The organism is Gordonia alkaliphila, from assembly GCF_023017165.1.
Taxonomy (GTDB): domain Bacteria; phylum Actinomycetota; class Actinomycetes; order Mycobacteriales; family Mycobacteriaceae; genus Gordonia; species Gordonia alkaliphila.
In genome coordinates this window covers 132,719-152,001 of record NZ_JALKBW010000002.1, presented here as the reverse complement: position 1 = coordinate 152,001, position 19,283 = coordinate 132,719, and the positions used below count along the sequence as shown (strand labels likewise).

At 65.4% G+C, this 19,283-nt stretch carries 24 protein-coding genes; 3 read left to right on the top strand and 21 right to left on the bottom strand.

Annotation, left to right across the window (positions count from 1 at the left end):
* Positions 1-7 precede the first annotated feature (7 nt).
* The 15 genes from MUG78_RS17610 to MUG78_RS17540 form a co-directional block, all read right to left on the bottom strand.
* Positions 8-1,276: an MFS transporter gene (locus tag MUG78_RS17610; RefSeq protein WP_246997547.1), complete on the bottom strand. Its 1,269-nt coding sequence runs from the start codon at positions 1,274-1,276 to the stop codon at positions 8-10.
* A complete protein-coding gene (locus tag MUG78_RS17605; protein WP_246997545.1) occupies positions 1,273-2,928 on the bottom strand; it encodes an ABC-F family ATP-binding cassette domain-containing protein in 1,656 nt (551 codons plus the stop codon). The genes MUG78_RS17610 and MUG78_RS17605 overlap by 4 nt, the downstream gene beginning before the upstream one ends.
* A gap of 683 nt (positions 2,929-3,611) precedes the next feature.
* Entirely contained in the window at positions 3,612-3,878 is a 267-nt protein-coding gene (locus MUG78_RS17595) for a hypothetical protein (RefSeq protein ID WP_246997543.1), read from the bottom strand.
* A 121-nt stretch (positions 3,879-3,999) separates the two neighbouring features.
* The gene (locus MUG78_RS17590; RefSeq protein ID WP_246997542.1) at positions 4,000-4,338 is read right to left on the bottom strand and encodes a hypothetical protein; all 339 of its coding nucleotides are present in this window, start codon (positions 4,336-4,338) and stop codon (positions 4,000-4,002) included.
* A 97-nt stretch (positions 4,339-4,435) separates the two neighbouring features.
* Positions 4,436-4,684: a hypothetical protein gene (locus MUG78_RS17585; protein ID WP_246997540.1), complete on the bottom strand. Its 249-nt coding sequence runs from the start codon at positions 4,682-4,684 to the stop codon at positions 4,436-4,438.
* A gap of 15 nt (positions 4,685-4,699) precedes the next feature.
* Positions 4,700-5,023 (bottom strand): hypothetical protein, encoded by a 324-nt coding sequence (locus tag MUG78_RS17580; RefSeq protein ID WP_246997538.1) that lies wholly within the window; start codon positions 5,021-5,023, stop codon positions 4,700-4,702.
* A 149-nt stretch (positions 5,024-5,172) separates the two neighbouring features.
* Positions 5,173-5,538: a hypothetical protein gene (locus MUG78_RS17575; protein WP_246997536.1), complete on the bottom strand. Its 366-nt coding sequence runs from the start codon at positions 5,536-5,538 to the stop codon at positions 5,173-5,175.
* A gap of 74 nt (positions 5,539-5,612) precedes the next feature.
* Positions 5,613-5,891 carry a hypothetical protein gene (locus tag MUG78_RS17570; RefSeq protein WP_246997534.1) on the bottom strand — a complete coding sequence of 93 codons (279 nt, stop codon included), beginning with the start codon at positions 5,889-5,891 and terminating at the stop codon, positions 5,613-5,615.
* 75 nt (positions 5,892-5,966) lie between these two features.
* Positions 5,967-6,686: a hypothetical protein gene (locus MUG78_RS17565; RefSeq protein ID WP_246997531.1), complete on the bottom strand. Its 720-nt coding sequence runs from the start codon at positions 6,684-6,686 to the stop codon at positions 5,967-5,969.
* A 127-nt stretch (positions 6,687-6,813) separates the two neighbouring features.
* Positions 6,814-7,044 carry a hypothetical protein gene (locus tag MUG78_RS17560; protein WP_246997530.1) on the bottom strand — a complete coding sequence of 77 codons (231 nt, stop codon included), beginning with the start codon at positions 7,042-7,044 and terminating at the stop codon, positions 6,814-6,816.
* Between the two features lie 305 nt (positions 7,045-7,349).
* Positions 7,350-7,745 carry a hypothetical protein gene (locus MUG78_RS17555; protein ID WP_246997527.1) on the bottom strand — a complete coding sequence of 132 codons (396 nt, stop codon included), beginning with the start codon at positions 7,743-7,745 and terminating at the stop codon, positions 7,350-7,352.
* Positions 7,742-9,034, bottom strand: coding sequence for a hypothetical protein (locus MUG78_RS17550; protein ID WP_246997524.1), 1,293 nt, complete (start codon positions 9,032-9,034; stop codon positions 7,742-7,744). Before MUG78_RS17550 ends, MUG78_RS17555 begins: the two co-directional genes overlap by 4 nt.
* 523 nt (positions 9,035-9,557) lie before the next feature.
* Positions 9,558-10,811: an IS256 family transposase gene (locus MUG78_RS17545; RefSeq protein ID WP_246997701.1), complete on the bottom strand. Its 1,254-nt coding sequence runs from the start codon at positions 10,809-10,811 to the stop codon at positions 9,558-9,560.
* A gap of 105 nt (positions 10,812-10,916) precedes the next feature.
* Entirely contained in the window at positions 10,917-11,198 is a 282-nt protein-coding gene (locus MUG78_RS18485; RefSeq protein WP_372493308.1) for a helix-turn-helix domain-containing protein, read from the bottom strand.
* Between the two features lie 192 nt (positions 11,199-11,390).
* A complete protein-coding gene (locus tag MUG78_RS17540; protein WP_246997522.1) occupies positions 11,391-11,789 on the bottom strand; it encodes a hypothetical protein in 399 nt (132 codons plus the stop codon).
* A gap of 120 nt (positions 11,790-11,909) precedes the next feature.
* On the opposite strand from MUG78_RS17540, the gene MUG78_RS17535 reads away from it, so the two are divergent.
* Together MUG78_RS17535 and MUG78_RS17530 are read left to right on the top strand one after the other, a co-directional pair.
* A complete protein-coding gene (locus MUG78_RS17535) occupies positions 11,910-13,490 on the top strand; it encodes a helicase-related protein (RefSeq protein WP_246997520.1) in 1,581 nt (526 codons plus the stop codon).
* Positions 13,491-13,795: 305 nt separating this feature from the next.
* Positions 13,796-14,080, top strand: a complete 285-nt coding sequence (locus MUG78_RS17530; RefSeq protein WP_246997518.1) for a hypothetical protein — start codon at positions 13,796-13,798, stop codon at positions 14,078-14,080.
* 333 nt (positions 14,081-14,413) lie between these two features.
* On the opposite strand, the gene MUG78_RS17525 is transcribed toward MUG78_RS17530, so the two are convergent.
* Positions 14,414-14,905: a hypothetical protein gene (locus MUG78_RS17525; RefSeq protein WP_246997516.1), complete on the bottom strand. Its 492-nt coding sequence runs from the start codon at positions 14,903-14,905 to the stop codon at positions 14,414-14,416.
* A 453-nt stretch (positions 14,906-15,358) separates the two neighbouring features.
* On the opposite strand from MUG78_RS17525, the gene MUG78_RS17520 reads away from it, so the two are divergent.
* Positions 15,359-15,523 (top strand): hypothetical protein, encoded by a 165-nt coding sequence (locus tag MUG78_RS17520; RefSeq protein WP_246997513.1) that lies wholly within the window; start codon positions 15,359-15,361, stop codon positions 15,521-15,523.
* Between the two features lie 36 nt (positions 15,524-15,559).
* Here MUG78_RS17520 and MUG78_RS17515 read toward each other — a convergent pair whose 3' ends face one another.
* The 5 genes from MUG78_RS17515 to MUG78_RS17495 all read right to left on the bottom strand — a co-directional run bounded on the left by MUG78_RS17515 (position 15,560) and on the right by MUG78_RS17495 (position 19,219).
* The gene (locus MUG78_RS17515; RefSeq protein WP_246997511.1) at positions 15,560-15,916 is read right to left on the bottom strand and encodes a hypothetical protein; all 357 of its coding nucleotides are present in this window, start codon (positions 15,914-15,916) and stop codon (positions 15,560-15,562) included.
* A gap of 56 nt (positions 15,917-15,972) precedes the next feature.
* Positions 15,973-16,635, bottom strand: a complete 663-nt coding sequence (locus tag MUG78_RS17510) for a hypothetical protein (RefSeq protein ID WP_246997509.1) — start codon at positions 16,633-16,635, stop codon at positions 15,973-15,975.
* 52 nt (positions 16,636-16,687) lie between these two features.
* On the bottom strand, positions 16,688-17,098 hold the full coding sequence (locus tag MUG78_RS17505) for a hypothetical protein (RefSeq protein WP_246997507.1): 411 nt from the start codon (positions 17,096-17,098) through the stop codon (positions 16,688-16,690).
* 45 nt (positions 17,099-17,143) lie between these two features.
* Positions 17,144-18,136, bottom strand: a complete 993-nt coding sequence (locus tag MUG78_RS17500; RefSeq protein WP_246997506.1) for a C40 family peptidase — start codon at positions 18,134-18,136, stop codon at positions 17,144-17,146.
* A gap of 543 nt (positions 18,137-18,679) precedes the next feature.
* Positions 18,680-19,219: a hypothetical protein gene (locus MUG78_RS17495; RefSeq protein WP_246997504.1), complete on the bottom strand. Its 540-nt coding sequence runs from the start codon at positions 19,217-19,219 to the stop codon at positions 18,680-18,682.
* Positions 19,220-19,283 lie beyond the last annotated feature (64 nt).

Here is a 19,283-nt window from a genome sequence, read left to right as displayed (position 1 = left end):
TCGCGTCTCACCGTTCGTCCAGAAGGCGTTCTATCTCGCTTTCGCGCATACGTCCTGCCAGCAACGCGATCAGCGCAAGTACGGGTGGAGCGATGCCGGCGATGGTGAAAATCACCGGGATGGGTACGAGCAGCGAGAGCGGTCCTGCGACCGCGATCGAGACCGGCATGAAGGTTATCGAGACGAAGAAGTCGAGGCTCGCGACTCGGCCGATCATGTCGAGCGGCACCAAGCGTTGCAGCAGGGTTCCCCAGATGACGACACCGGCTCCGGTCGCTGCGCCGACGATGAACAGGGCTGCGAGCATCAGGATCAGATTGTCGGCGACGCCGATGACCGCGAGGGGGAGGGTTCCGCCGCCCCAACAGGCGATCATGAACGTGAGGTAGCGACGCGGGAGTTTCAGCGACGACACAACGAGTGAGCCGATAGCCCCACCGATGCCGAATGCGGCGAGAAGGAAGCCGAACGTGGATTCGGCGTCCTCGAACCTGTCGCGAGTGATGAAGGGCAGCAGCACTTCGATCGGTCCCTGGATGATGAGAGCGAGCGAGGATCCGAAAATCAGGGTCCAGAGCAACCAGCGGGTGTGAACCACATAGTTCACGCCTGCTCGAAGGTCGCCCCACACGCTCGTGTGCTGCTCCGGAGACGTGGCCGTGGTCGGCTCGTCGCGTCGGCTGAGGAACAGGGTGAGGATGAACGCGATTGCGTACGAGGCTGCGACGATGACGGCCCCGATGGCGGGGAAGAATATGCCGACGATGACTCCGCCGAGGGCGGGACCGAGGCCCTGCCCCAATGAGGGGCGGAGAGCGCCTTCGAGCCCGTTCGCTGCGAGGAGCTGCTCAGGCGGAAGCACCTGAGGTAAATACGCGCTGTAGGCGGGGTAGAAGAACGCGCTTCCTGCGCCCATCGCGAATGAGGCAACGCCGACGTGACACAGTTCGATCTTCTCGGTGAGGGACAGGACTGCCACCACGATCATCACAGCCGCGGTGCATCCCTGCACGGTGATGATGATGCGGCGTTTGGAGAACCGATCGGCGACAACGCCACCAAGGATCGAGAAGGTGAACAGGCCCAAGCTCATCCCTGTTGCGACCGCTGAGAGCGCGAGCGGGCTGTCATCGAGCGCGAGCACTTGGAAGACCATCACGATGGTCCACATCCCGGTGCCGAAGACCTCGATGCCGACCGCGGCGAACAGGAGGCGATAGTCCCGCGAAGCCAGTGGCCGCAGGGCACGTATCCGGTTGAGGTTCATTTCGCTCATACCAGGGCCTCGCCTTCGACCATCGAAGTCAGTTCGAGGCTCGGCCATTCGTCAACGTCACGGAGCAGCTGCCGATCGTGCGTTGACAGGACGACCGCCGCCGTGGTTGCTCCGAGCGCGTCGGTGAGTTCGTCAACGAGCGCGATGGAAAGGTGGTTGGTGGGTTCGTCCAGGAGCAGCACATGCGGGCGCATCGCGAGCACGAGCGCCAGATCGAGCCGGCGCTGCTGCCCCATCGAGAGCTCACCCACTCGTTTGCCCGCCTCGCGCGGGCGCAGCAGACCAAGCTGAGAGAGCCCGATCGCATCCGACTCCAGCAAAGTGCCTTCGGACACCAGCGCGCCGACGTGCGTGGCGTACACCTCGCTCGCTCTCCGCTCAGGCGGCAGGGTCGTCTCCTGATGGAGAAAGCCCAAGCGCGTGCTCCGAGGCGTTCGAACCGCTCCCGTGTCCGGCGCCAGCTCACCGCCGACCACGCTCAGCAGTGTGGACTTGCCGGCACCGTTCGGGCCGGTCACGACGAGACGGCCGCGGTGGGAGAGTGAGAACGACACTGGCCGGGTCAACCGCCCAGCGACGCTGACCTGATCGACGCTGAGGAGAACCGCCCCAGTGCGTGTGGGGAGGTCGGGGAACCGGAAGAGCTGAGGCGGTTCCGGCACGGTGACGGCGTGGGCTTCCAGTGCTTCCTGGCGTCGGTGCACGTTCTGCACGAGCCCGCTGGCCCGGGTGGCGCGCCCATGCTTGTTGGTGCCCTTCTCTGGTCTCCATCCCGAGACCAATCGGTTCTGCGCGGCGCTGAGACTGTCCTGCAGTCGAGCATGCTCGGCCTGCTGGCGGTCGTAGTCCTGTTCCCAGCGTTCCCGCTCGGCCAGGCGCCCCTCCCGGTAGCCGGCATAGCCATTCCCGTACACGCGCGGCCGATCGTCCGGCGTCGGGTCGAGGTCGACGATGGTCTCCGCGATGTCGGACAGCAGCGCACGATCGTGGCTGACGACGACAACACCCCCGCTCCGCGCTCGGAGCTGCGTGGCCAAGAACCCGAGCCCGCTTCGGTCGAGGTGGTTGGTGGGCTCATCAAGCAGGAGAAAGTCGTGATCGGCGCCCAGAAGGCACGCCAGCCGTACCCGATAACGCTGTCCCACCGAGAGGTCTGCGAGAAGCCTGGTCGTGTCCGTCTCCGCGTCGAGCGCTTCGAGCGCGATCTGCACGCGCCGTTCGGCATCCCACGCATCGAGCGCTTCGGCATGTTCCAACGCGGCCGCGTACTGCTCCTCCGCCCGGTCCGTGTTGTCCGCGAGAGCGAGAGCGGCGGCGTCGAGTGCCTCCAACGCGGCCAGAGGTTCGGCGATCGCCTCCGTGACCGCCTGTCCAACAGTTCGACTGTCAGTGGCGGTCATCTCTTGCTCGGCAACACCGATCGTGCCGATGCACTGGACTGTTCCGGAGTCCGGGGCCAGGACGCCAGCGAGCACCTGCAGGAGCGTCGATTTCCCCCGCCCGTTCTCGCCCACGATCGCGACACGCGATGAGAAAGTGAGGGTGAGGTCGACATGATGGAGAACGGGCGTGGCTCCGCGCATTAAAGACACGTCGGAAGCGATGAGCTGCGCGCGCTGGCGCGCCGGATGACGGTTTGTCGGGGTGAGCATTGAAGTCCTTCGAGACGACGCACCACCGGCCACGAACAGGCAGATAGGTACGCAACTGACGGCGACCCAGAAGGGTCAGAACGAGCGGCCGCCGCAGACTCGGAATACTCAACGAGCGCGGTGGGCCTACTCAGCCGTCACAGGAAGTACAGATGCATGGAGAAAGTGTACCGCATGCCGCCGGTATGTCTTCCTGCAGCCGATCTGCTGCCACGTTAGGCGACGGACGGGGCCCAGCTGTTCGACTGGCTGGCACCTCGAACTCGACCACGCAGTCCTCGTCTAACATTGCCGAACCCCGCGCCCGCAACCACTGGTCCCGCCGGTATGGCTGAGGGTGCCCTGCGCAACACCGCGACCCGATGGGCTTGGCCCACGAGTCGTCTGAGCGGCCGCGTCACCGCGCGCCGCGGCACGTCGAACGGGTCGTCAAAGGCGATCAGTGGTCGGCTCGAGCACCTCCGCGCGAGCGCGCTCGGGTCTCGCATTCTCACCAAGCACATCGCCAGGAGACTGCCCACGTCCGAAGGCCAAGGCCCGACTACACCCTTGATTGGGATGAGCCCGTAAACCAGCCACATCGCACCGCTCTGCGGCTTCGCCATTAATTCCTCCTACGAGTTATCGAAAGGGACCGACACTGCCGCTACCTTGCTATTCGTTGACTGGTCGGCGCTCACTAGCTAGTTGCAGAGTTCGACCGGCGTTTTCAGGGTCGTGCCCTGGACCGTCATGATCGGAGACATGGACACGACGGGCAGATCGGGGTCGTCGAATTGGCTGCCGGTGATCGGTATCTCTTCGCAATCGGCGCCTTCTGCGTTGATGACGGTGTAGTCCTTCGTGGCGTCGACAAGAATCTGCCGAGCTTCGCTTTCGCTGCGCGCCTTGACGTACGCGGTTGCTGCGACGACGATATCGGCGGAGTACAGCTGCGGTTGTTCACTCATCGTTTGGTGCTCCTACTGGCAGCCCGTGTGCAGGGCAGGTGCGGGGTGCGGATTGTTTCGTATAGCGCCACCGTGGGGTGCCTCTGACTGCGGCGGCGAGTCGCTGCGGGGCGGGGACGCACTATCCGATGCGCTGCAGCCGATCGAGTGCTTGTTCCGAGTGGTAGGCGTCGTAACGGCCGGCGTCGGTGGAATGTCGGCTCACCCACTCGCAGATCTTTCCGTGCCCTCGCAATCCGAAGTAGCTGCTCAGGGTCTGCCACTCCGCGGCGGTGGTGGGGCTGTCGAACATCTCCAGCTTGTTGCCGGCGTTGTGAAACACGCTGATCGATGTTTGGCCGTTGCTCAGGTACAGGTGCCGGTCGGTGAGTTCGGTGATGACGTGGCCGGTTTCCTCCGCGGCGTCAGCGATGGCCTGCAGGTCGTTGTTCCAGTAGCTGGGGGTAGCGATGTTGATCATCGGGTTCCTCTCTCTGTGTGTGTGGCTTGGCAACGCGGGTGAGTCGTCGATCCGTCGGCTGTGTGGCGGGGGGGTCGTTCGACTTCGGCCCGGGCGGTCAGCTCGGTGCGGTTTCGGACTCGTAGATGCAGACTGGTTCAGGCTCGAAGTGCCGAACGATCGTGATTCCCTGGTCGGCGAGGTCCGCGGCCAAGTCGTCGAAGTCGATTACGTCGACGTCCCGTTCCCGTGCGGCGCGGATGCGGGCGACCAGTTCATCTCGGCTGACCTGGACGTAGAAGAGGAAGCGTTCATCGCGGCCCGCCCCTGCCCAGGAGTATTCGAACAAGGTGCTGCTCTCGGCCATGATGGGTTCCTTCTGCTACCGGCCGCGCGGGATGGTCACGGCGGATTCCGTCGGCTCGCTCATCGCGGCGGCGATGTCGTAGCTGGTGTCGACGGTGGTGCCGTCGGGGGCGGTCAGAGTGATGTAGAACGGGCCGCGCCAGTCCTTCACCCACTGCGGGGCGTCGGGGTGCTGCCGTAGGTCGTCGAGGTCGGGGCTGGACGAGCAGGCCTCGGGGAGCCAGTCTCGCGCGTCGCCGGCGGAGATCGGCCACTGCGTCGGCCCTTCGGGGTCGACGTCGATCGCGTTGTTGTTCTGCCATGCCTGCGGCCAGAATTCCGCCTGCCACGAGTCACTCACCAGGGCACCCTTTCGATCCTGTTCAGACCGGGATCGGTCGAACAGTGTCGGACGCTAGCAGCGGTCCCGGACAGCCTCCTTGCGGATCTCGCGCGGGCTGGCCCGAATATCCTGTCGTCTTCCGGCACGGTCGCTAGCGTCGCGAGCCCCTAGTTTCGGGTTTCGAGCGCGTAGTTGCTGTGGCCGTCTCCGCTGAGCTCAGACCATCCCTGGGGCTCCGTGGCGACGACGCCCACCCAGGTGTCGGGCGGGGACAGTTGCACACGCAGATCGCCGCCGTCGGCGTTGTAGTGGAGCCAGTCCTGGAGAGTTCCGCCGATCTCGTGGACCACTCCGTCGCGGACGGTGTAGATCTGGGAGTCCCCGCCGTACCCGAAGTCGTCGATGTACGCCCACACACAGATCATTTCGGTGCCGGTCGCGGCAGCGAGGTCACGGGCGGTTTCGTTGATCATCTCCGAGGTGTAGCCGTTCGCGAACACTCCCTCGCAATCAGCGATGTTCTGCAGTTCCATTCTGGAGTTCCTTATCCGTCGAGAATGCCAGGGGCACCGTGTGACGCTGTACCCCCTCGGGGCGATACAGCGATTCAGAGAACGCTGTTGAGCAGTTCTCGGGCTGCTTCGAATGACTCCATTCGAGTGTGGTTGGTGTCGAACCATTCCACGGTGCCGTCGTCGTTGGCTTTGACAGCGGCGTACCAGCGGGCACCCTCGGGATGGTCTGAGGGAACGCGTTCGCGCGGCCGGGATTCGACCCAGTATCGGCCGCCGAGGATCTTGGTTTCGGCGCGGCACGATTCGTTGAACCAGTAGTGCCCAGCTGCGGCGTTGGCTTCTCGGATCTCGGTGATGTTGTTGAAACTCATGGTGTCCTCCAAGTTGTCGTGGTGTCGGATGTTCTTGTCTTCTCGGTAGCTCGACCTCTATCGGCTATCGGGAGTTCACGGCGATTGTCGTCGACGTCGGCGTCGAGGGGTGTGGGGAGGCGGGTGTGTTCCTCGGCGCGTGTGGGGCGTGCGCGGATCGGGTACCGGATGTCGCCAACACGCCACGGCGCGCAGCTGGAGCGCGGTGGCCCCACGCCACCGCCCCGACAGTCCCCAGACCAGCAGCGGCACGTCCATGCGGGCGTACCCGAAAAGGAACCAGCCGGCCGCGTACACCGCCCACCCGCAGACGTACGCCATCCGCCACAGCGCGGTGGCAGGATCGGCGCCAGAAGAGGGCAGGTCGTGCCGCCACGCGCGCCATACTGACCAGCATTGGGGCAGAAATTGGACCGCGCCGAGCACGGCCAACGACCAGGTGAGCCCCAGCAGACCCCAGCCCGCGAGGGGAATGCCCACAAGCACGAAAGTGGCCAGCCCGCTCAGCAGTGCAGACCGCCGGCCGCGGACGGACAGCGATGGCCATCCCCCGGACAGCATGATCACCGATCCCGCGGCGGCGACTGAGCCCGAGACCATGAGCACGAGTGACCCGCTCTGCTGGCCGTAGACCAGCCAGCCCACGCCCATGAGCACCCACATTCCCTCGCCCGCTGGCGAGATGCCCGTCATGTCGCGGGTTCGCCACACGCTCCGCCCAAGGGGAATGAGCAACAGGATCTGGATGGCGGTCAGCACGATCCCCATTGCGAGTTGCCAATACTCAATCCTCACCAGCGCCCTCCCGCCGGCACCGGCCCGGGCAACTGCCCTCGGCGATCATGAGCGCTCCGATCCGTCCCGACCTCTACACGCTGAGAGCGACCGCGCGGTCGCCGGCCGGACTCGGCTGATGGCTGCCTCATCGCGTCCACTCGATCTCTTCCAGGAACGGATCGACCCCGCAGTTGTCGGCGAGGTACTGGCGGACGGAGGCTACGAGCGCGTCGATCGGCGCATCTACAATCGCCGCCCGCACACGGTCTTGGTAGCGCGCCAGGCTGAACGCCCCTTCCAATCCGAGGTCGAGGGGATGGAAGCAGGTGTCCTGGTTGTCTGCGATCAGCTTCTTCTGCGCGGACTCGGTCCACATCGTTGCGCAGGATCCCCAGTCGCAGACGAGCCCCCGGAGCGTCACTCCGTCGAGTAGGTCATTTTTCAGCCCGGCTACAACCCACGAGGCGAACTCTTGACGTACTGACCCGCGCATGACCACCTTGCCCGAATCCGCCAAGTACCCGCTGGCGGCGACGGTGTCGAGAACCGATACCGAACACTCCACCTGCTGCCTCCCCTTACTTCGATTCCGCGAGGGGGCCTGCTGTCCCCTACCTTCCGGGGAGATCCTGGCACGCCTCCCGGACAGGGCCTCGCCGCAGCCCCGGGACGGCTTCGACTTCACCGATCGTCGGCGGGGTTGCCGCTTTCGTTGGACGTGGCATCGTTCTGGCGGCGGCTGCGCAACGCGTACAGCCGGGAGACCGACATGTCGGCGGAATTGGCGATCACGCGGGGCGACTGCCCTTGCGCGAGCTGGCCGAGCATGAGCTGCTCTCGCGCACGGAGCAGGGTTGTGTTGGCGGCCGTGATCTGTCTGATGATTTCAGTCAGCTCGGCGATGCGCGCCATCGCATCGTCGCCGATCGTCTCCTCGGTATCGGTGTGATTCCCCGATTCCAGTTGCGCGAGCGCCCGCCTCAGCAGGTCTGCCGCGGCGGCGGTCGGCGGCCCGACGACTTCGCCCCCGACCACGCTTGCATGGTCGGCGCCGCGCTGTTGCTGTTCACGACTCATTCGTCCGCGGCCTTCGTGATCGTGATCTTCGGGCGCACGATCCGGGTGGATTCCTCGTCCCGCCATACCTGCAGTTCCTTCACCGTGGCCCTCTCGATCACGACTTCGTCGTGTTTGCCCAACTCGAATGCGGCGTCCGAACTCGAGATCCATTTCAGCAGATGTCCGGTTTCGATCACTCGCAGCACCACGACGGCGCGGGTCTGCTGGATCCAGGAGCCGCGCACCTCGATATCCGAGGTGAAGCTGGTTCGGGTGGTGACGACTGCGGCAACGCCCTGGATCTTGGTGCCCTCGGGGGCGTACGGTCCGGTCACCGTAGGTGCCTTCTCGGCCTTGGCTCGCGCGGGGGCGTCCTGCTCGATCTGGCGGCGGTACACCGAGACCAGGCTTACCAAGTAGCCCAGGTTCTTGGCTGACACCCACTCGCTTGCGGTGATCGCTTGCAGGGTGTGTCCGTAGGAGGAGGTCGGGTCGAGCTGGGTGGCTGCGGCCCGGAGCGCCTCGATGGTTTCCGCAGCGACCTCGGCGGCGGCATTCTCGGTCTGGACGCGCCAGGCCTTATCTGCCGGCTTCTCCTTCGCATCGGGCCACAGGACGTTGGCGACCTGCCCACGGGTGGACTCCTCGAACGACGACGGCTTGTAGTCCTTGCCCTCGTTGGTCAGCACCCACGCCAATGCCAGCACCTGGTCCCGGTCGACCAGGAGAGGGGCACGTTCGTGGCCGAGTTCGCCGAGCGCGGTACCCAGGTCGTGGCTGCCGTCGAGCCACCAGAGGGCCAACACCGACAACCCGAGGAACGGGGCCACGCAGTTGGCGCCGATGACCTTGATTTCGCCGCTGGTGTGGCGGATCAGGTACGCCTTGCGGCGCGTGCGCACACTGCCGCAGTGATCGCAGCGCAGGTCTTCGGGGATGGGCAGATCGTCGACGTGTTCTGCACTGGGGTTGGTGCGCATGAGCACCGCTTGTGCCGGCGCGTCCCACTCGGCTTTGGCGACGAATTCCCATCCCTCGGCGGCGATCCGCGGGGAGGACAGGCGGACGGTGCTTACCTCGATGAACACCTTGACGCCGGACTCGTTGACGACGCCCACGACCTCGGTGTCGAGGTTTTCGAGCGAGAAGCGTTCTTCGACGCCAGCCTTTTCCAGGCGCCGGTTGGCGCGGGCAATCAGCGCGTCGGCTTTCGGCCGGAGGTGGGTGGCGATCCGCACGATCGATCGATCATCGTCGTCAGAGGTGTTCTCGGCTTCAGGAAGAGATTCGAGTCCGTGGTCAGACATGTCGGGGACCTCCGGTGTGGTGGGGTGGTGATACCCCATTTCTAATCCGTTCAACCCCTGTTGTCAACCCCTGTTGTCACCCCCTGTTGCCGGGCACAGGGTCTCCGCGGCCCGCCGAGATCTACCCTCCTTTATCAGTCACCTGATTCTTCTTTAGCCAGAATCGGCGGCCTTCGCTCGCCGGAGAGCCGCCGCGCGGCCCGCTCATAGAAAGCCCGGGGCCCGGCCACCCGGCTTGGGCACCGGCGAGAGACCACACGCAACAGACCCCCGAGTCCTCTGCGGGATGAGCGAAATAGTCCGAAGGAGGGAATTCTGCTGTTGCAGGGCCGAGGCTATGAAGACTTGCCCGCGGATCGACGGCCAGCGACCAGACAGGTGATCATCTCGTCGACAGCCCTCCGCTCCCGAGCGGTAAGAAACTTCGCCTCCGCCGGCGGCGTCCAAGATAGTGCCCCTTGGGGTGGTGGACTTCGGATCGGGCGTAGAGTCACGCGTTCTGATCAACGAGTCGTTGTGAACGCTATGCGATTTGGGCTTGCGCGTCCAGGAGTGCGGCGGCCTTGTCCTTCTCGGCGAGGACCTCGCGTAGCTCGTCCATGGAGACCTCGGACATGTATCTGCGGGTGACTTGCCATTCGTCGTGTGCGTCGATCACGACGGCGGTCGCGAGTCGGAGGAACGCGGCGGGGTTCGGGAAGATCTCCACGACGTCGGCGCGTCGTTTGATTTCCTTGTTCAGGCGCTCGATCGGGTTGTTCGACCAGATTTTCTGCCAGTGCGGCTTCGGGAACGCTGAGAATGCCAGCACGTCGGTTTTCGCGTCCCGCATCATCGCTGCCGCCTTGGGGAACGGCCCGTCGAAGGTGTTGGCGACTTGATCCCATTGCGCGGCAACATCTTTCGCTTCGGTGTGAGCGAAGATAGTCCGCACTCCGGCGGTAACGACGGGCTGCTGTTTCGCCGCGACCGCTCCGTGCAGGTTCCTCATGAAATGGACGCGGCACCGTTGCCACGTGGCACCCGTAAACTGTTGTGCCACAGCGGTTTTCAATCCTGCATGGGCGTCAGAGATGACCAGATGCACCCCGTGCAGCCCACGGGCCTTCAAGCTTGCCAGGAACTCGCGCCAGAACTCGTACGATTCGCTCTGCCCGACAGCGGTACCCAGGACCTCGCGGGTGCCGGTGATCGACACACCGGTAGCCACTATCAGCGCCTGGGAGACCACGTGCGCGCCGACACGGACCTTGCAGAACGTGGCGTCGCAGAACACATACGGGAACTCGGTGTGGGTCAGTGAACGCTCCCGGAACTCGGCGATCTCAGCGTCGAGACCTGCACAGATCCGGGATACCTCACTCTTGGAGACCCCGGAGTCCACGCCCATGGCCCGCACCAGATCGTCGACACTGCGGGTCGAGATACCCTGCACGTAGGCCTCCATGATCACCGCGTAGAGGGCCTTGTCGATCCGGCGGCGTCGTTCCAGCAGGACCGGGAAGAACGACCCAGCCCGCAGCTTGGGAATCTTCACCCGCACATCACCGGCCGGCGTTGAGATCGTCTTGGGTCGATGCCCGTTGCGGACCGTCGTTCGGTCCGCCGAGCGCTCGTAACGGCCGGCGCCGATCGCCGCTGTCGCCTCGGCCTCGATCAGGGCCTGCAAGCCGGCCCGCAGGATCTCCGGGAGCACTCCGGCAAGACCGAGTTCGTCGGATCGGAGTGTGCCGAGTTCAGTCAGTTGCTCGAGCAGGGCAGAATGGTCGTGGGTCATCGCGTGATTGCCTTTCAGTTGAGTCACTTGTGAGGTAACTCACTGATCATCACGCGATGGCCCACCCCAACGGCGACACCAAGCTCTCCGGCGTGTCCACCGCCCTCAGCGAGCCACCAAACCCCACCACTCCAGGGGACTCACCCGCGTCCAAGGCGACGTCACCAATGACTCGTCCTCCGGCGCCCCCTCCGCCCCAGTCCACCGAAAGACCGTAGCGGGAGACTCGCCCAGAGCCGCAGCAACCGCAGCGAGAACATTCGCACGCACGGGGCGCTCCTCAAACAAAATTCGCGCGACCGTGGACGGAGACACACCAGCCTCGCGTGCGAGCGCGGCGGCCGCCGGCCTTCCCGTCCGCTGGTCAAGGAGGCCCCGCTTCGCCATTGCAGTGAACCAGGGCTCGGGAACTTCGCGCGTCATGCCGGACATCTTGCCCTAGTCCGATCCGGAGAACGGTCACCGAGCAATACCGCGCAGACCTTGCCCGGACCTCCGCCGGCAGACGCAGACCCGGACTCGCGTGGAGTCGATTCGATATCCACCGCGCGGTGGTCGCCTCGCCCCAGCAGCAGGTGCTTAGTCCCCAAGCAGGATCTCGGCCACGTCAGAGGCCTGCGGAGCCCGAGGCGACGATCTGCGGTCCCCCTGCTCCCACCGCCGCAGCAAGAGTTCGTAGTCCGAGCGCCAGATCAGGTGTATCCGCTTCGGCGTCTCTAGCGCGGGCAGTCCCGCGTCAAGACGTTCCCGGTTCTGCTGCAGCCACCGATGCACAACCTCCTGCCACAGCGGCATCACCACCAGATCATCTACGCCGGTGTAGGAGCAGTAGACGTCGGCCACATCGGTCGCCAGCATGTTGGCGTCACAGAGTTCGTGCAGGGCCCCGAAATCCCCCACTCCACCCCACCCTTCGGCAACGAGGTCACAGATCGCCGAGTGGGCAATGTGGTCGATTGTCAGGTCACTGAGTTCCATGGCCGGATACTAACTGCGCCGCCGTACAGCTTCACCCCGTTAAACCGGGTTTCACTATGTCTATGCTCGCCTGCTTTCTCAATAAAAGACGATTTGCTTCTGGTTTAACCAGAAGCCTCCTTGCCTCTCGGCCTGGCCACCTGTCAGCACACCGGAACCCGGCGTCCGCAGACCAGCCGCCTCCCCGCACGGACGGGACCCGCTCGTTCGGAGAGCCATCCCCGCGCGTGTGCGAGGCAGTCCGACGAAGATGACGTCCCGGCGCAGATACACGCCGGCGACGACCTCGCCGACGACCTCCGCGAGTCCGACGTCGCGACCACCGAAGGCTTACGGGTTACCACCGACCCCAATCAGATCGTCGCCGCCATTCGCGCTTCCCTGCGCGCCGGAGGGCCCCTGGTGATCGTGGCGACGTACGCCTCGGTTCCTGCGATCAGCGCGGCGCTCACCGCGACGGGCCCGGCAGATCTGTTGATCTGCGATGAGGCCCACCACACCACCGGCCCCATCGGCAAGGCGTGGGCTGCCCCGTTGGACCAGACACGGCTTCCAGCGCGGCGGCGCCTGTTCATGACGGCCACGACCCGTACCGTGGCGCCGTTGACCGCGTCCGCATCGGCTCCGAGTGTGGAGGAAGTCGAGGTGTATTCGATGGACGATCCCGCGATCTACGGCCCCCACGTCCGTCCCCTGTCGTTCCGTGAGGCGATCAGCGCCGGCTGGCTGTCGGACTATCAGATCGCCGTCGTGGCAGTGTCCTCGGACGCAGCCGCCTCAGCGATCAGTGCCGCCCGGCTCCGCGGGGACAACATCGACACTGTCGCAGCAGTGTCTCAACTCGCGCTCCTGCAGTATCTCGATACCCATCCCGAGATGCGGTCGGTTCTGGCCTTCCATAATCGGATCGCTGACTCTCGTCGCTGGGCGCACTCGTTGCGGCATCTCGCCACACGGGCAGCGTCGCCGGCCATGGTGTATCACGTCGACGGGACCAGCCACCGCAGCCATCGGACGGCCGCGATCAACGCGCTCAAGGACTCGTCCCGGCTGACGGTAGTGTCCAACTGCCAACTCTTCGCCGAGGGCGTCGACGTCCCCGCCTTGGACGCAGTCCTGTTCGCCGGGCCCCGCAGCTCCGGCCCCGATATCGTCCAGATCGTAGGCCGCGCCATCCGCCCGCACCCGGCCGGCCCGGACCACAAGGCACTGATCATCGTGCCCGTCCTGGACCTCGCCGGTGACGACTCCCCACTGGACGTCAAGGTCGCCCGCACCTCGTATCTTGCTGCCTGGCAAGTTTTGACCACCCTCGCTGAAGAGGACGACTACGTCAACGACGCGCTGCTGGGCTGGCGCACCGCGGTGGAGACCTCAGCGGCCCCCGAAGAACAGTCCACCGGGAGGCTGTCTATCGATACACGCATGCTCGACGACGTCGACGTCGCGGACTTCCAGCTCAAGGTGGTCAAGCGCACTACCAGCCACTACGTGCTCACTGCCCAGAAGCTCGCGGTGTTCCTCGCCGAACCGGGGGGGGCATCCGAATCCGCCGCCGGCGTATCGCACCCGCGACGACTACCCGCTGGGCGCCCGGGTTCGGGAGGTGCGTCACGCCTATCGTCGCGGTTCACTCCCGGCGAAGATCGTTGCGATATACGAGGCGCTGCCCGGCTGGGCGTGGAACGCAAGTATCTCTAAGCCCACCCGTAGCGCCGACGACTGGATCGATCTGATCGCCACGCACACTGCGGCCAGCGGTATCCGCACTGTCCACGAGTGGGAGCGCACTACCGACCCGCAGTCCGGGACCGACGCGGCGATCGGCAAATGGCTCTATCAGGTCGCTGCCGGCACGCGACGCCTCACCCCCGACCAGCAGCGACGGCTGACTGCTGCCGCGACCATCCCCGAACGGCGCCAACGATAGTGCTGTCGGGGCGGCCCCGTATGTTCCTGCCATCACCGACTCTTCGTCGCTCGCCACCTGAAAGGACCCACCGGCCATGCCCGAACTGCCTGTCGAGAAGCTCACCGACGCGTACGGCGTCGATCTGACTCCCCTGCTGGAGAATCACCCCGACTGGTTCTGGGAGTGGACCCCGTTCGGGGCTCCCAGCGCTGCTGAAGCCGCGCAAGCACTGAGTGCTGCCAAAATGGTGGCCGAGGCCGAGTTCGCGGCGGTCGAATCGATCGAGGCCACCGGAGACAAAGTCATCGTGTACAACGACCAGTGCAACTTCACGGCTCCCGCCGGATTTGTCGTGGAAGCGGTCCTCCTGGCCCCCTAGCCCACTCTCCGCCAGATGGCACCAGCCCCGCCGACACATTCACTCCGAAATAGATTTGCGAATGAATAATTCACCGCGGCAGCGAGATCATCAGAACCAGAATGTTCCGACGCCGCCAAGCTGCCGCGACCATTCAGGCAACCCTGGATCTGATCCATTTCCATTGCTCCAACCTCGCACGCAAGCTCACCACAATCACTGGCACTTCAACGGACCTCGCCCACTTCTCGCCGCACGTTGCACCCACCGACTTTCAGCCTGCACTCCAGCTCCTCACGGCGCCTTTCGGTGATCGACGTTGATTCGTGTCACGGTAGCGGGGGCCGCAGCAGATCACTCTTTCAGCACTCCCGGATTTTCCTGTTCCAGCGATTCGAGGGTCACGTAGTACTCTTTTCCCAGCCTCGGCATAAATCCTTCTCGCCACGCGAACAGCGCGTGCGGAACCCATCCGACCAGCATGTCTGCCACCTCGAAATCGGTGTCCTCATCGCTCTCGGGGCCGCCGATTCGCCCGTCCGAGTACTGCACGTCCACGACGTTCGACTTTTCATAGTCGACGTGCAGTTCCGCGATTCCTTCTTCTCGCATGAAGCACCCGAGTCCAGCGATAGCGCACTGCTCGGCCGCCTCCCTATTTTCATCGTTGACATTCTGCAGCTGCATGAGTCGCGCAACGAACTCTTGGCTGCCCCCATCAATTCCCACGTCTCTCATTCTCCTTCTCGCTTCGACTTCGACGAAGCTCCCAGTTTTGTGACCCCTGCACGGTGTGTTGATTTCACTATCGAGCGTTCCCGGATTACGGTTCGTGTTGTTAGACATTCATTGTCTCCGCGCCGCAGGAAGGTTACCCCTATGCGCCGACACCCTTCTCCGCTGTTTCGTTCGGCGTGGCACGCCGCCAGCACCGTGGCTATCGGAGTGCTGCTTGCCGCGACCCTCACTGCGTGCAGCGAGACCGGGGAGATCGCGACTACGGCGGTGACGCCATCGCCATCCGGACATGCGGAGCAGACGTTCTACCCCTCCACAGCTCCCGCAACGTTTGAGCAGTGGAAGGCGCAGTGGACTGGTGATCCTTGTTCGACGTTGACGTTGGCAGACCTGTCCCTGCTCGGCTCAGCCGCCCCGTGGCGCCCCGAACCGATCCCGCAGCCCGATGGCACATACATGTGCCAGTGGCGTTCGGGAACTTACTCGGTGACTGCCACCGGCCGCGAGTATGGGCCTGAGACAGGCGCACACCAGGTGCGTTTGGATGGCGGACGCACGGCTATGCTCCGCACCATCACCGACAGCGGAGCCCCTGACTGGTGGATCATCATTCCGACGTTCGGGGAGCGCGGCGCCGCGGTGCTCGGGGTGAACGATCGGGGTGACGACGGCCGGCGCCTGGCCATCGCGTTAGCGAACTCCGTACTTCCTCGCCTGCCCCGCTGAGCCTTCCCTGCTCGCGACCTAATGCCTGATTCAGGCTCAGGGAAGCGGTCGGATCGTGTCGCCAGGCACCCAGAGTGTGGCGTGGACGCACTCGGCGCCGTTGTACGTCGGGAGCGCAACTTCGACCACGGCAGCCCACAGGCCCGTGGTGAAGCGAGCCCAGGCGATGAGCGTCGCAGGCATTTCGGTCGGGAACGTCAGCCCCCAGGAGCGAACATGCAGAGAGGGCTGTTCCCGGTCGGCGACCCGCGCCGCCCAGCCCAGCGCGATGTTCGATTGCAGGATTACCGGGCGATCGGAGACCGGGTGCCAGGTGCCGGCGTCGATGAGGCTCTGGCAGTGAAGGCGGGCCGCGTTCGGTGGTCTTCCCCCACCGACGTCGCCCGCCTTCACCCCCACAATATAGCACAGGCGTTCGATGGTCGATGTTGCTGCGGCGCGCTGCCGTGTTACAGGTAGCCGATGGGTCCGCGGCTATCGACTCGGATTCGACTGTGCATGATGATTTCGGCGGTAGTGATCCGGGGATCGGCCACCGGCAGGTCCGGATTCTTGATGATCACGGCGTTGCCGGCCGAGTCCGTTGGCGCTTCCCCTCTGCGCGAGCCCAAGCTGCTGGGCCCTAGCCGCGCCAGGAGCGTCCCGGAGTAGGTGTAGCGCGGATGCCCGCGCGTATCCAGCTCCGCGGGGCCACGCCGGTCGATGTCGTAGACCGCCACGGGCACGGTGGATAGCACGACGGCGAGGAGCTGGTTGCGTTCGACCCTCTCCGGGTCACTGCGCCACGGGCCGAGTGCGGCGTCTGCGAGGTAGTCGTCGGTGACGTCCACGGCGAACCCGAATGGCCGCCGTGTCGGCGCGTCCACGGTGGGGGGGCCGTCGGTGCGCAGAACGGTCAGTTCTCCGGTCCGCGCAGTGAGCCAGTGCCGGGTTGCGAGAACGTCGACGGCGGCCGGGTGCAGCGGTTCGTCGAGTATCCCCGCCCGGATCAGTTTGACCAGTGAGTCGTAGGCGATGCCTAGTCGTGCTGCGGCGGCGTGCCGGCTCAGGGAACGAGCCCCGGGCGGCGTCGCCGAGAGCAGGAACGTGGGGAGTCCGCGGCCACGTTTCATGGGCGTGGCCGCGGATGATCGTTGCAGGCCGGCCGGCTCCACGGCTCCCAGATCATTCGCTGTGGCCGGCGGCCACGGGGAACACGCCGGTGCGCAGGTGGGTGTCTACGACGAGAACGCAGCCGGCGCCGACCTGGGCGTCTCCACCGACAGAGGAGGCGTCCGCGACGATGGCGTCTGTGACGATGGCGTCGTCGTAGACGACTGCCGTGTCACGAATACGGGCAGTCCCACGAACTTGCCCGCGGTGCCGGACTTGCGCGTCGTCGCTGACCACCGCACCTTGGCACACCACGGCGTCCTCTCCCACCCAGCCGCGGTCAATCAGGTTGCTGTCGGATTCGATCCAGCCGCCGACGTCGCCCTCGCTGATCCCTCGGTCGATCAGCGTTGTGGTGGCCCGGATCCTGCGCAGCACCATGCCGTCGACGATCTTCTGCTCGCCGGTGTACTCGTAGATCACAGGTGGCTTCTTCCTCGGGTGCGCGGTTCCTCAGCTGGCACGGGGTCAGACCCCGCGCGGGCGACGAATCTCGTAGGACGGGTCCAGCGGGATGATACGGGCGGTGGTGCCGGACTGGTATTGCTCGGCGATCATGCCGTTGCCGATGTAGAGCTGTACGTGATTGGCGCCCTGGGTTCCGGGGGGGAACACGAGGTCGCCGGGACGGGCCTGACCGGCCGAGACCGGTTCCGACGCGGCCCACTGTGCGCCGGACACACGCGGGATCTCCACCCCCGAACTCTGGTAGGTGACGTACCGGGTGAAGCTGCTGCAGTCCATGCCGTTGACCTGGTTATCGTTGGCGCCTAGCCCGGGCCCGGAAATGCCCAGTGTCGGCCCGGTCAACGAGCCCCCTCCCCACGAGTAGGGGATCTTCGCGTCGACGACGGCCTTGGCCAGCTGCACGACCTTCTTCTCCCGGTCGCCGTGAACGCCCTCGGCCAGGTCTTTGCCGTCGATGGTCGTGGATCCGGTACCGCCCTCCTGGGCGGCGGCCAACGCAGCGGCCAACGCCTGCTGCTGCTGCGGACTGAGCCGAATGTTGTCTCCGGGATTGGGAGAGTAGGCCTGCGAAAAAGTCTGCGGTGCCTGCGCGGCCATCGCGGCCATCGGCTGGGCCATCGTCTGCGCGAACTGCATCATCGGTTGCGCCATGGCCTGCAGCGGACTTTGCCCGCCGGGCCCCGGGTTTGCCAGTGCCCCGAGCAGTCCCATCGGGGTGGTGACCCTGGATGCCTGCTGAGGCACGGTGGTCCCCGACAGTGCAGCCGTGCCGGTTCGGTTGATGTTGCGCTGCTGGTCGACGGCTCCGCGAGCGGCGTCGGAGGTTCGTTCGACGCGGCCGCGGGCCTTCCGGGCGTCGTCGCGGTTCTCTTCTGCAGCGCCGTTGAATCGGGCGTCAGGGGCAGGGCCCGCCCCTTTGATGGCTCCGTCGACGGCCGACCGGCCGCTGGCTAACGCGCCGTCGATTCCGCTCTTCAGTCCGAAATCGGTCATCGACTCCTCCTTCGTAGTGGCCACCGTCAAGTGGCGAATGCGCACCGTCGCGAGAAGCTGCAGGGCTGTTTCGGTGATCGTACAAGCCCTTGAGGCCCTATTTCGCCCCACCATCAGCTGCTAACCGACCCCTGCGGCCGAGGCCGCGCGGGGGGTGGACAGCCTCGCCGGCGGCGCACTAGACTAGCTGATAGTCGCCGAGCACGACCGAAACCGCCCCCGCTGGCCACCCCTTAACGGCCCCGGGGCGTTTCCTTGCCTACTCCCGCTGTGCGCCTGCAGGTGTTCAGGGCAGTGGCGTCATCGGGCGGGCGCACAGGTGTCGTTGCCCTTGGGGGACCTTCCCCGCGCCGCCCGCCCATTGGGCGGCCCCGGACGAATGCTGGCCGGAATGCCCGGTCCTGCGGAAGCACACCCCAGCACCGGATCCGGCGCCGCCTTGTCCGTAGGACGCCACTGTCCAGCAGAAATCGTGAATGTCAGCCATCGGATAGTCGCTCCTTCGGATGGGGTTCGGCAGAGTCGGACGCAGTCTCCATCACGTTACGGCCCCACCATGACAGGTGGACGTCCACGAAGATCGTCACCGATCGTTTGCTGTCGGCCGAGCACACTGGCCTGCTGGTGTTGCTGGCGGTCGTGCACCACCAGGAGCAGGTTGGCGGACGCGCCGTGACCAGCCAGGAGCGTCACCACCGTTCCCCAGAGGACGACGATCGGCAGCGCCTCGGCGGCGCCCCCGACGCCGACGAGATAGGCGACTATGCCGGCGTATCCGGCGGCGGCAACACCGTAGTAGGCGTAGCACCGGGCACTCAGTGCCCGCCGATAGCCCCAGAGCGGAGGTAGCGGCCACCAGCGGGAGAAGGCACCCATCCAGTCCCCGGCCAATGCCACCGCGGCCAGTACCGCGAGCACGCCGGCGGCGACCATCATGACCGTGCCTGCTGCCGCCGCCTGCTCTGCGTTGACCAGGGGGGCCAGCTGCGCGAGCGCGGCGCCCGGCGCCGCGAGCGCGGCAGCTGCCATCAACGTCACGGTATGGGGGCGGACCATCACCGCAGCCAGGTCGCGTTCAGCCATGAACATGGTGCTGTGGTTCCTTCCGTTAAGCGACTGGTGTCGAAATGCTGCCGTCTGCTGCGTC